The 12,555-nt window shown below is 72.1% G+C and carries 9 protein-coding genes and 1 pseudogene; all 10 read left to right on the top strand.

The window, feature by feature from the left end; all coding sequences use genetic code 11:
• The first annotated feature begins 41 nt into the window (after window positions 1-41).
• The 10 genes and pseudogenes from ACPT94_RS09130 (at window position 42) to ACPT94_RS09085 (ending at window position 12,477) form a co-directional block, all read left to right on the top strand.
• Complete coding sequence (locus tag ACPT94_RS09130; protein WP_425245609.1) at window positions 42-2,546, top strand: PQQ-dependent sugar dehydrogenase; 2,505 nt, start codon at window positions 42-44, stop codon at window positions 2,544-2,546.
• 12 nt (window positions 2,547-2,558) lie between these two features.
• Window positions 2,559-3,902, top strand: coding sequence for a ThuA domain-containing protein (locus tag ACPT94_RS09125; RefSeq protein WP_360329849.1), 1,344 nt, complete (start codon window positions 2,559-2,561; stop codon window positions 3,900-3,902).
• Window positions 3,903-4,008: 106 nt separating this feature from the next.
• Window positions 4,009-5,163, top strand: a complete 1,155-nt coding sequence (locus ACPT94_RS09120) for an inositol-3-phosphate synthase (RefSeq protein WP_425245608.1) — start codon at window positions 4,009-4,011, stop codon at window positions 5,161-5,163.
• Window positions 5,160-6,074: an SCO3242 family prenyltransferase gene (locus ACPT94_RS09115; RefSeq protein ID WP_425245607.1), complete on the top strand. Its 915-nt coding sequence runs from the start codon at window positions 5,160-5,162 to the stop codon at window positions 6,072-6,074. The genes ACPT94_RS09120 and ACPT94_RS09115 overlap by 4 nt, the downstream gene beginning before the upstream one ends.
• Window positions 6,071-6,994: a sugar phosphate isomerase/epimerase family protein gene (locus ACPT94_RS09110; RefSeq protein WP_425245606.1), complete on the top strand. Its 924-nt coding sequence runs from the start codon at window positions 6,071-6,073 to the stop codon at window positions 6,992-6,994. Before ACPT94_RS09115 ends, ACPT94_RS09110 begins: the two co-directional genes overlap by 4 nt.
• A pseudogene (locus ACPT94_RS09105) lies at window positions 6,991-7,692 on the top strand (EboA domain-containing protein); the annotation flags it as partial. The gene ACPT94_RS09110 and the pseudogene ACPT94_RS09105, both read left to right, overlap by 4 nt.
• Before the next feature lie 200 nt (window positions 7,693-7,892).
• Entirely contained in the window at window positions 7,893-8,741 is an 849-nt protein-coding gene (locus tag ACPT94_RS09100; protein ID WP_425245605.1) for a TatD family hydrolase, read from the top strand.
• 3 nt (window positions 8,742-8,744) lie between these two features.
• Window positions 8,745-9,914 (top strand): metabolite traffic protein EboE, encoded by a 1,170-nt coding sequence (gene eboE / locus ACPT94_RS09095; protein ID WP_425245604.1) that lies wholly within the window; start codon window positions 8,745-8,747, stop codon window positions 9,912-9,914.
• Window positions 9,911-11,341 (top strand): alkaline phosphatase family protein, encoded by a 1,431-nt coding sequence (locus ACPT94_RS09090; RefSeq protein ID WP_425245603.1) that lies wholly within the window; start codon window positions 9,911-9,913, stop codon window positions 11,339-11,341. The genes eboE and ACPT94_RS09090 overlap by 4 nt, the downstream gene beginning before the upstream one ends.
• A 95-nt stretch (window positions 11,342-11,436) precedes the next feature.
• Window positions 11,437-12,477, top strand: a complete 1,041-nt coding sequence (locus tag ACPT94_RS09085) for a sugar phosphate isomerase/epimerase family protein (RefSeq protein ID WP_360329829.1) — start codon at window positions 11,437-11,439, stop codon at window positions 12,475-12,477.
• The last annotated feature ends 78 nt before the right edge of the window (window positions 12,478-12,555 follow it).

The raw sequence follows: 12,555 nt of genomic DNA, 5'->3' as shown, positions 1-12,555 counted from the left end.
AAGCACCCGCATGTACAACCGGCCCCATTCTGGAGGCACTCGTGCACGGGAACGACCGCACCACCCGCACCGGCACAGAAGCGACCCACAGACGACGTCCCTCGCTGCGCAGAGCGATCGCCCTGCTGAGCGGAGCCCTGCTGGCAGCAGCGTCCCTCACCCTCACCGCACCCCAGGCCGGCGCAGCCGTCGCCGGCCCGGCAGCCGCCCCCGCGGCCGCGGAGGACTTCCAGCAGGTCACCCTCGCCAAGGGCGAGGCCGAGGTCGGCGAGCCCATGTCGCTCGCCGTCCTCCCCGACCGCTCGGTCCTGCACACCTCACGCGACGGCGAACTGCGCCTGACCGACGCCGCCGGGAACACCCGCCTGGCGGGCAAGGTCGACGTCTACTCCCACGACGAGGAAGGCCTCCAGGGCATCGGCGTGGACCCGAAGTTCAGCACGAACCGCTTCATCTACCTCTACTACGCGCCCCCGTTGAACACCCCGGCGGGCGACGCCCCGGAGACCGGTACGGCCGCCGACTTCGCACCCTTCGACGGCGTCAACCGCCTCTCCCGGTTCGTGTTGAAGGCGGACGGCACCCTGGACACCGCCAGCGAGAGGAAGATCCTCGACGTGCCGGCCTCCCGTGGCCTGTGCTGCCACGTCGGCGGCGACATCGACTTCGACGCGGCCGGCAACCTGTACCTGTCGACGGGCGACGACACCAACCCCTTCCAGTCGGACGGCTTCACGCCCATCGACGAGCGCGCGAACCGCAACCCCGCCTTCGACGCCCGGCGTTCCTCCGGCAACACCAACGACCTGCGCGGCAAGATCCTGCGCATCAAGGTGAACGCCGACGGTTCGTACTCCATCCCCGACGGCAATCTCTTCGCGCCCGGCACGGACAGGACACGGCCCGAGATCTACGCGATGGGCTTCCGCAACCCGTTCCGTTTCAGCGTCGACCAGAAGACCGGCATCCTCTACGTCGGCGACTACGGCCCCGACGCCGGCGCCGCCGACCCGGCGCGCGGACCGGCCGGCCAGGTCGAGTTTGCACGTGTCACCGGCCCGGGCAACTTCGGATGGCCTTTCTGTACGGGCGACAATGACCCATATATTGCATACGATTTCGCGACGGGTGTATCCGGTGCGCCGTTCGACTGTGCCGCCCCGAAGAACACCTCACAGCACAACACCGGCCTCACCGACCTGCCCCCGGCCCAGCCCGCCTGGATCCCGTACGACGGCGCCTCGGTGCCCGAGTTCGGCGACGGCTCCGAGTCCCCGATGGGCGGCCCCGTCTACCACTACGACCCGGCGCTCGACTCGCCGGTGAAGTTCCCGGAGGCGTACGACGGGGACTTCTTCGCCGGGGAGTTCGGCCGCCGCTGGATCAAGCGGATCACCAGCGGCGCCGACGGCACCGTGCAGTCGATCAACGACGTCCCGTGGACCGGCACCCAGATTATGGACATGGCCTTCGGTCCCGACGGCGCCCTGTACGTTCTCGACTACGGCGTCTCCTGGTTCGGCGGTGACGAGCACTCGGCCCTGTACCGCATCGAGAACGCCACCGACGGACACTCCCCGGTCGCGCAGGCCGCGGCCGACCGGACCTCCGGCCAGGCGCCACTGCGGGTACGTTTCTCCTCCGCCGGCACGACCGACCAGGACGGCGACGCCCTCACCTACAGCTGGGACTTCGGCGACGGCGGCACGTCGACGGCGGCGAACCCCACGCACCGTTACAGGAAGAACGGCACCTACACGGCGACCGTGACCGCGAAGGACCCGAGCGGCCGCACCGGCAGCGCGAGCGTGCAGATCGTGGTCGGCAACACCGCGCCCAAGGTGACGCTGGAACTCCCCCAGGACGGCAAGCTGTTCGCCTTCGGCGACGCCATCCCCTTCAAGGTCCGGGTCACCGACCCGGAGGACCGGACCATCGACTGCGCGAAGGTCAAGGTCACCTTCATCCTCGGCCACGACAGCCACGGCCACCCCGTGACCTCCGCGAACGGCTGCACCGGCACCATCCAGACCAGCGCCGACGGCGGACATGACGACGACGCCAACATCTTCGGCGTGTTCGACGCCGAGTACACCGACGGCGGAGGCGGCGGCCAGGCCCCGCTCACCACGCACGACCAGAGCGTCCTGCAGCCCCGCCACCGCCAGGCCGAGCACTTCGGCGACTCCTCCGGCGTCACCGTGACCTCGCGCGCGTCGGCGAACGGCGGCAGGACCGTTGGCGAGATCGGCCGCGGCGACTGGATCTCCTTCACGCCGTACGCCCTCGCCGACGCGAAGAAGATCACCGCCCGGGTCTCGTCCGCCGGCGCGGGAGGCACCCTGGAGGTCCGCGCCGGCTCGGCGACGGGCACCCTGCTCGGCAGGGCGACCGTGCCGGTGACCGGCGGCTGGAACACCTTCCAGGACGTCACCGCCGGCCTGTCCCGTGCCCCGCGGGGCACCACCACCCTCTACCTCGTCTTCAAGGGCAGCGGGTCCGGAGCCCTGTACGAGGTGGACGACTTCACCTTCACGACAGGCTGAGGGGAGGCTGTCATGCGCTCAACCGGCCGCCTGGCCACGGTAGTTGCCGGAGCCGCCCTGCTGCTCGGCTCTGTCGTCGCGCCACCCGCCGCCGCACACCCGTCCCCACGGGACGCACGGGTGCTGGTCTTCTCCAAGACGGCAGGCTTCCGGCACGACTCGATCCCCGACGGCGTCGCGGCGGTGAAACAGCTCGGCGAGACCGGCGGCTTCACGGTCGACGCCACCGAGGACGCGGGCGCGTTCACCCCGGCCAACCTGCGGCGTTACGACGCGGTCGTGTTCCTCTCGACGACCGGGGACGTCCTCGACGACACCCAGCAGCGGGCCTTCGAGGACTACATCCGCCGCGGTGGCGGATACGTCGGCATCCACGCCGCCGCCGACACCGAGTACGACTGGCCCTTCTACGGCGGCCTCGCCGGCGCCTACTTCCAGTCGCACCCGGCGATCCAGCCCGCGACCGTCCTCGTCGAGGACCGCGCCCACCCGGCGACCTCCGGGCTGGAGCGGACCTGGAACCGTACGGACGAGTGGTACAACTACCGCTCCAATCCCCGGGACCGGGCGCACGTGCTGGCCTCGCTCGACGAGTCCTCGTACACCGGGGGCACGATGAACGGCGACCATCCGATCGCCTGGTGCCAGAACTACCGGGGCGGCCGCGCCTTCTACACCGGGGGCGGTCATACGAAGGAGTCCTTCGCGGATCCGGTATTCCGTAGACATCTGGTCGGCGGAATCCTGTATGCAGTCGGCGAGGTCCAGGCGGACTGTCGACCGGAGACCGGATACCGTCCGCTTTTCGACGGCAGCTCGCTGGACGGCTGGCAGCAGGCCGGCCCGGGTTCCTTCACCCTGGACGACGACGGCACCCTCACGTCCTCGGGCGGGATGGGCCTCCTCTGGTACGCCGCGTCGGACTTCTCCTCGTACTCGCTGAAGCTCGACTGGAAGATGGCCGGCGCATCGGGCGACGACAACTCCGGGGTGTTCGTGGGCTTCCCGCCCTCCGACGACCCGTGGTCGGCCGTGGACAACGGCTACGAGATCCAGATCGACGCCACCGACGTGCCCGAGAGGACAACGGGGTCCGTCTACGGCTTCCGGTCCGCCGACCTGAAGAAGCGCGACCGGGCGCTGAATCCGCCGGGGGAGTGGAACACGTACGAGATCCGCGTGGAGGGCGAACGCCTCCGCGTCTGGCTCAACGGCGTGAAGATCAACGATTTCACGAACACCGATCCGGCCCGGAGCCTGCGCGACGGGCACCTCGGTCTCCAGAACCACGGAGCCGACGACCAGGTGTCCTTCCGCAACGTCCGGATCAAGGAACTGCCCGTCCGGGGCGACTGAACGGCGGCGGGCGGAGGACGCCGGACCTCCGCCCGCCGTCCCCACCCCTTCCACGCCCTTGCCCGCCCTTTCCCGCAGAGGTTCGCGCACGACAAGGAGGCTGCCCATGTCCGCGCCCGCGCCCCGCTCTCGCCCCCCTCGCGTCGGCGTCTGGCTGATCGGGGCCCGTGGCTCCGTCGCCACCACCGTCGTCGCCGGATGCGCCGCCCTCACCGCGGGCCTGCAGCCGCCGACGGGTCTGGTCACCGAGACCCCCGCCTTCGCCGACAGCGGCCTGCCCGCCCTGTCGTCCCTCGTCTTCGGCGGGCACGACACGCTCGACTGCCCCCTGCCCAAGCGTGCCGAACAGCTCGCCGCCGGCGGGGTCCTCCCGCCCGGTCTCCCCTCCGCCGTCGCGGCCGAACTCGCCGCCGCCGACCGGGAGATCAGACCGGGCGGCCCCCTCCCGGGTGACCTCCGCGACGAGGAACAGCTGATCAGAGCCTTCGCCGCGGACCTGCGCGACTTCGTACGACGCAACGGCCTGGCCCGCGTGGTCGTCGTGAACGTCGCCTCCACGGAACCCGCGCCGACCGGTCCGGCCCTCCCGCCGAGCTCGCTGTACGCGGCGGCCGCCCTGCGCGCCGGCTGCGCCTACGTCAACTTCACCCCGTCCACGGGCCTGCACCACCCCGCCCTCGCCGCCCTCGCCGCGTCCGGCGGTCTGCCGTACGCCGGCCGCGACGGCAAGACGGGGCAGACGCTCCTGCGATCCGTGCTCGGCCCCATGTTCGCCCAGCGGGCGCTCACCGTGCGGGCCTGGTCCGGCACCAACCTCCTGGGCGGCGGCGACGGAGCGGCCCTGGCGGACCCGGCGGCCGCCGCGGCGAAGAACGCCGGCAAGGAACGCGTCCTCGCCGACACGCTCGGCGCCACCCCCGAGGGCCAGGTCCACATCGACGACGTCCCCGCCCTCGGCGACTGGAAGACCGCCTGGGACCACATCGCGTTCGACGGCTTCCTCGGCACCCGCATGATCCTCCAGACCATCTGGCAGGGCTGTGACTCCGCTCTCGCCGCCCCCCTCGTCCTCGACCTGGCCCGCCTCCTCGCCCGAGCTCATGAACAGGGCCTGTCCGGCCCCGGCCCCGAACTCGCCTTCTTCTTCAAGGACCCCGTGGGAGACGCGCCGGCGTCCTTGGCGGAGCAGTACGCGGAGCTGGAGCGGTTCGCCCGGCGATTGAGCGGCGGGGCGGAGTCGAGCGGCGGGGCGGAGGGATGAGCGGGGGAGAGGCGGTGCGCCTCCCCTGCCCCCGCGCCTGGGCCGAACTCCTGCGCCTCCCCGCACTCTGCACCGTCCCGGGAGACGCCCTCGCGGGCGCGGCCGCACTCACGGCTCACCCCAACCGCCGCACCCTGCTCGCCCTCGCCTCCTCGCTCTGCCTGTACGAGGCCGGTATGGCCCTCAACGACTGGGCGGACCGCACGGAGGACGCCGTCGAACGCCCCCACCGCCCCCTTCCCTCCGGCCGCATCCGCCCCGCCGCCGCCTTCACCGCGGCCTGCGCCTTCACCGCCACCGGCCTCGCCCTGGCCGCCCGGGCGGGCCGCCCTGCCCTCACGGTCGCCGTTCCGCTCGCGGCGACCGTCTGGTCCTACGACCTCGCCCTGAAGCGCACGCCCGCAGGACCGTTCGCCATGGCCGCCGCCCGCGGCCTGGACCTCCTGCTCGGTGCCGCGGCCACCGCCGGCCACCTCCGCCCTGCTCTCCCCTCGGCGGCACTCCTCGGCACCCACACCCTCGCGGTCACGACGGTCTCCCGCCACGAAACCCGCGACGGCACACCGGCGGCCCCACTGGCAGCCCTGGCCATGACGGGGACGCTGACCTGGCTGCTGACCCGCCGGCCACCCCGTCGTGGGTCGCCGAGCCATCGGCAATCAGCCCTCTCCACCTCGCTGACCGCGGCACTCTCCGCCACCTACGCCGCGACCACCACCCACCCCTACGTCCACGCCACCCTCAACCCGTCACCCCCTCTCACCCAACGAGCCGTCGGCGCCGGCATCCGCGCCACGATTCCCCTCCAGGCCGCCGTCGCCGCCCGTTCCGGAGCCACCACCAGCGCTCTGCTCCTGACGGCCCTGGCCCCGGTCGCCCGGAAACTCGCGAGGCGGGTGAGCGTCACATGACCCTCCGGCCTCCCGACGCCGTCGGCACCCCGCATCCCCTCCGCTTCGGCTACGGCACCAACGGCCTCGCCGACCTCCGCCTCGACGACGCCCTCGCCCTGCTCGCCGACCTCGGCTACGACGGTGTCGGACTGACCCTCGACCACATGCACCTCGACCCGCTCGCGCCGGACCTCGCCGCCCGCACCCGGCGCGTCGCCCACCGTCTGGACGTGCTCGGGCTCGACGTCACCGTGGAGACCGGAGCCCGCTACGTCCTCGACCCACGCCGCAAGCACGGCCCCTCCCTGCTGGACCCGGACCCGGACGACCGCGCCCGCCGCGTGGACCTGCTGATCCGCGCGGTCCACGTCGCCACCGAGCTCGGTGCCCACGCCGTGCACTGCTTCAGCGGAACCGTCCCGCACGGAACGGACCGGGACACCGCCTGGAAGCGCCTCGCCGAAGTCCTCACCCCCGTCCTGGACGCCGCCGCGACCGCGGGCATCCCTCTGGCCGTCGAGCCCGAACCGGGCCATCTCCTCGCCACCCTCGCCGACTTCCACCACCTGCGCCTCCTTCTCGGCGACCCGGAGCCTCTCGGCCTCACCCTCGACATCGGCCACTGCCAGTGCCTCGAACCCCTTTCTCCCGCCGACTGCGTCCGTGCCGCCGCCCCCTGGCTGCGCCACGTCCAGATCGAGGACATGCGCCGCGGCATCCACGAACACCTCCCCTTCGGCGACGGCGAGATCGACTTCCCGCCCGTCCTCGCCGCCCTGACCGCCACCGGCTACCAAGGCCTGACGGTCGTCGAACTCCCTCGCCACTCCCATGCCGGCCCCCACCACGCCGAACTCTCCCTCCCGTTCCTGCGCCACGCAGCGACCTTGGCACCACCCGGCGAACCCTCCGCCACCCCAGAAGGGAGCACGCCATGACCCACCCCCAGGCCACCCCGGCCACCCCGGCAACGGCACCCAGGGGCACCACCCTCGCCCCCAGCACCTCCCTCGACGCCCTACGGACGCGACTCGCAACGCACCTCCCCCCTGCCGCCCGCGCATGGTTGCGTCAAGCCCTCGACGAAGCGGCCGCACACCCCGGCACCCACGGCCCCATCTCGGTGTGGGAGCTGCGCCTCGCCGAAGCCGGCCGCCGCTGCGGCAGCCCGTTCGCCGAAGCCGCCCGTGTGCTCATCCTCCACGCCGCCCGCGCCGACCCGGCCGCGCTCACCCGGGTGTACTTCCAGGGCACCGCCGACGAACGCCGCGCCGTCCTGAAGGCCCTGCCCCACCTCGTGCCCGGCCCGGATGCCCTGCCGCTCGTCGAGGACGCCCTGCGCACCAACGACACCCGGCTCCTGACCGCCGCAGTCGGCCCCTACGCCGCCCGCCACCTCGACGCCCACACCTGGCGTCACGCCGTTCTGAAGTGTCTCTTCACCGGGGTGCCCGTCGACGAGGTGGCGGACCTGGAACAGCGCGCCCGCGCCGACGCCGAACTCGCCCGCATGCTCGCCGACTACGCCGCCGAACGCATCGCCGCCGACCGCCCCGTCCCCCGAGACCTGGACCGCGTGCTGGCCCTGACCGACTCGTCCGCCCCCACCGAGCCCGCATTCCCACCGCCTGGCAAGAGCCCCGACGGCGCGAACGCCGACGCCACGATCCCCGACGGTGCGCACTTCGACGGCGCGCACCTCGACGGCGCGAACCCCGACGACGGCAGCGCCGACCGCCCGGACCCGCACGGCACGCACCCCCACGGCCCCCACAGCACGGACCACCGCCGCCCAGCCCCCCACGGCACCTCCCACCACCACGGCAAGGAGTCCTGATGCGCATCTTCGACCCCCACATCCACATGACCTCCCGGACCACCGACGACTACGAGGCCATGTACGCGGCCGGTGTCCGCGCCGTCGTCGAGCCCTCCTTCTGGCTCGGTCAGCCCCGCACCTCGCCCGCCACCTTCCTCGACTACTTCGACTCCCTCCTCGGCTGGGAACCCTTCCGCGCCGCCCAGCACGGCATCGCCCACCACTGCACGCTCGCCCTCAACCCCAAGGAGGCGAACGACCCGCGCTGCGCCCCCGTCCTGGACGCACTGCCCCGGTATCTCGTCAAGGACCAGGTGGTGGCCGTCGGCGAGATCGGCTACGACTCGATGACCCCCGCCGAGGACACCGCGCTCGCCGCCCAGCTCCAGCTCGCCGCCGACCACGGACTCCCCGCACTCGTGCACACCCCGCACCGCGACAAGCTCGCCGGCCTGCGCCGCACCCTCGACGCGGTCCGGGAATCCGCCCTGCCCGAGGAACGCGTCCTGATCGACCACCTCAACGAGATCACCGTGAAGGAAGCCAGGGACAGCGGCTGCTGGCTGGGCTTCTCCGTGTATCCGGACACCAAGATGGACGAGCGCCGGATGATCGAGATCCTGCGCGCGAACGGGACCGAGCGCATTCTGGTGAACTCCGCCGCCGACTGGGGCAGAAGCGATCCCCTCAAGACCCGACGCGTCGGCGACCTGATGCTGGCGGTGGGCTTCACCGAGGACGACGTCGACCAGGTCCTGTGGCGCAACCCGGTCGCCTTCTACGGTCTCAGCGGCCGGCTGAACCTCGACGTCACCACCCCAAGTGCCACGCACGAGGGCAACTCCGTCCTGCGCGGCGGGGAGTGACCGATGCGCTTCCGCCACCCCGACGGAACCACCGTCCATCTCGCCTACTGCACCAACGTCCACCCCGCCGAGACCCTCGACGGCGTCCTCGCCCAACTCCGCGACCACTGTGAACCCGTCCGCCGCCGCCTCGGCCGCGACCGCCTCGGCATCGGCCTGTGGCTCGCCAAGGACGCCGCCCACGCCCTCGACACCGACCCGTCCGCCCTGCGCACCCTGCGCACGGAACTCGACCGGCGCGGCCTCGAAGTCGTCACCCTCAACGGCTTCCCCTACGAGGGCTTCGGCGCCGAGCAGGTCAAGTACCGCGTGTACAAGCCCGACTGGGCCGACCGCGAGCGTCTCGACCACACCACCGCACTGGCCCGTGTCCTCGCCGGTCTCCTGCCCGACGACGTCACCGAGGGCAGCGTCTCCACCCTGCCCCTGGGCTGGCGCACCACGTGGAGCGCCGACCGCGCCGAGACGGCTCATACCGCCCTGCTCACCCTCGGCGAGCGCCTGGACGCACTCACGGAGCTCACCGGCCGTTCCGTCCGGGTCGGCCTCGAACCGGAACCCGGCTGCATCGTCGAGACCACCGCCGACGCCCTCGCCCCGCTCACAGCCGTCGGCCACCACCGCATCGGCGTCTGTGTCGACACCTGCCACCTCGCCACCTCCTTCGAAGACCCGCACACCGCCCTGGACGCGCTCACCGCAGCCCGCGTCCCCGTCGTCAAATCCCAGCTGTCGGCCGCCCTGCACGCCGAACACCCCCGTCTCCCCGCCGTCCGCGAGGCACTCGCCGCGTTCGACGAACCCCGTTTCCTGCACCAGACCCGCACCCTCACCGCGGCCGGACCGCACGGCACCGACGACCTCGGCGAGGCCCTCGCCGGCGACGCCCTGCCCGACACCGCGCCGTGGCGTGCCCACTTCCATGTCCCACTCCACGCGGCCCCCGCCGCGCCCCTCACCTCCACCCTCCCCGTACTGAAGTCCGCGCTGACCCGCCTCGTCGGCGGCTCGCATCCGCTCACCCGACACCTCGAGGTCGAGACCTACACCTGGCAGGCCCTGCCTCCCGAGCTGCGGCCCCGTGCCCGCGCCCAGCTCGCCGACGGCATCGCCGCCGAACTGGCCCTGGCCCGCGATCTGCTCACGGACCTCGGCCTCAAGGAGCTGCCATGACACCTCCCCCACCCGAGACCGCGACATCTCCGTCCGGCCGCACACCCCGGGACCGTCCCGTCCCCCTTCTCGTCCTCGACGTCGTAGGCCTCACCTCCCGTCTCCTCGACCACATGCCCCACCTCGCGGACCTGGCCCGGGCCGGCTCCCGGGCGCCGCTGGACACGGTCCTGCCCGCCGTCACCTGCTCCGCCCAGTCCACCTTCCTCACCGGCGCCCTCCCTTCCGAGCACGGCATCGTCGGCAACGGCTGGTACTTCCGCGAGCTCGGCGACGTCCTGCTGTGGCGGCAGCACAACGGTCTCGTCACCGGTGACAAACTGTGGGACGCCGCCCGCCGGGCGCACCCCGGCTACACGGTCGCCAACATCTGCTGGTGGTACGCCATGGGCGCCGACACCGACATCACCGTCACCCCCCGTCCGGTCTACTACGCCGACGGCCGCAAGGAACCCGACTGCTACACCCGGCCCCCGGCCCTGCACGACGAACTCACCGAGCGGTTGGGCACCTTCCCGCTCTTCCACTTCTGGGGCCCGGGCGCGGACCTGGTCTCCAGCCGCTGGATCATCGACGCGACCCGCCACGTCCTGCGCACTCGCCGTCCCGACCTGACCCTCTGCTACCTCCCTCACCTCGACTACGACCTCCAGCGCTTCGGCCCCGACGACCCGCGCTCCCTACGAGCGGCCGCCGACCTGGACACGGCCCTGGCCCCGCTCCTGGACGACGCCCGCGCCGAGGGCCGTACCGTCGTCGCGCTGTCCGAGTACGGCATCACCCGGGTGAGCCGGCCCGTCGACATCAACCGCGCCCTGCGCCGCGCCGGCCTCCTGGAAGTGCACACGCAGGACGGCATGGAGTACCTCGACCCGATGGCGTCACGTGCCTTCGCGGTCGCGGACCACCAGATCGCCCACGTCTACGTACGCCGTCCCGAGGACCTCGCCGCCACCCGGGAGGCGCTCGCAGGACTGCCCGGCGTCGACCAACTCCTCGACGACGAGGGCAAGAAGGCGCACCACCTCGATCACCCGCGCTCCGGCGAACTCGTCGCCGTAGCGGAGCCGGACGCCTGGTTCACGTACTACTACTGGCTCGACGACGCCCGCGCGCCCGACTTCGCGCGGCTGGTCGAGATCCACCGCAAACCCGGCTACGACCCGGTCGAGCTGTTCATGGACCCGCTCGACCCCTATGTGAAGGTCAAGGCGGCCACCGCCCTCGCCCGCAAGAAGCTCGGCATGCGTTACCGCATGGCGGTCGTGCCCCTCGATCCCTCACCTATTCGCGGCAGCCACGGCCGCCTTCCCACGAGCGACGACGACGGTCCGCTCCTCATCTGCTCCACCCCCCGCTCTGTCGGCGACCGCGTCGCGGCCACCGATGTGAAACAACTCCTGCTCCAACTCGCCGGCCTGTCCTGACGGCCCTGCACATCTCGACCATCTCGACTGTCCGACTGGTCACCAGTGAAGCACTCACCACTGACAACGCCCTTCGATCCCGAGGAGTTCCAGGCATGAGCCGCATCTCCCAGCCCGACCCCGAACTCACCCACCGGCTCACCAGACGAGGCATGCTCGGCGTGGCCGCGGGCGCCACCGCCGCCGCCCTCCTGGGCGCAGCCGCGACCCCCGCCACGGCCGCCACCGCGGCCGCGTCCGGCACCTCCGGCCGCGGCCGACCCGTCCTGCCCCCCGGCCGGCTCGGCATCCAGCTCTACAGCCTGCGCGACAAGGTCTCCACCCTCGGCTTCGCCCCCGTCTTCGCCGAGTTGGAGAAGTACGGGTACGACGAGGTCGAGTTCGCCGGATACACCCAGGGCTCCGCGGGCCCGATCACCCTCGCCCAGCTCAGGCGGCTGGCCCGCAACCACGGCCTGACCCCGATCGGCAGCCACGTCGGCTACTACTCCAGCGACCCGAACGCCTACACCTTCGCCCAGAACCTCACCAAGGTCCTGGACGACGCCCAGGCCCTCGGCCTCAAGCACATCGGTACCGCTGCCGGCCCGTTCCGCTACGGCTCCACCGTCGACGCGTGGAAGCGCGCGGCCGAGGAGTTCAACACCTACGGGGCCGCGGCGCGGGCGCGAGGCATGAAGTTCTACCAGCACAACCACTCCGAGGAGTTCTCCTTCGCCACCGACAACCCCGAGGTACGCCTCTACGACGTGCTGCTCGCCGAGACCGACCCCGACCTGGTGTTCCTGGAGATGGACATCTTCTGGGCGTACGTGGGCCAGTTCCGCTTCTCCAAGCGGCCCGACGGCACGCCCGCCCCGTTCGAGCCGCTCGACTACGTCCTTCGGCAGCCCGACCGCTACCCGCTCTTCCACGTGAAGGACGGCGTGAGCGACCCCGCGAACCAGTTCGGCTACCGCATGGTCGACGTCGGCGACGGAGACATCGACTACCAGCGGTTCATCTCCGCCGTGACCCGGCTGCGCGGCCACCGGCCGGCCCACCACTGGCAGGCCGAGCACGACAACCCGGCCGAGTCGTTCACGTTCGCGCGGCGTTCGAGTGAGCATCTGCATTCGCTGCGCGAGAAGTGCTGAGCGCACGCGCGCGTGAGGCGGGGCGCCCCCGCGCGGCAAACCCGCGGGCCCGCCCCACACAAACAAACCACCCCCCCG

Source organism: Streptomyces aurantiaciflavus (assembly GCF_049808595.1).
Taxonomy (GTDB): domain Bacteria; phylum Actinomycetota; class Actinomycetes; order Streptomycetales; family Streptomycetaceae; genus Streptomyces.
The sequence above is the reverse complement of the archived record's forward strand: the minus strand, read 5'-3'. Positions and strand labels throughout refer to the sequence as shown.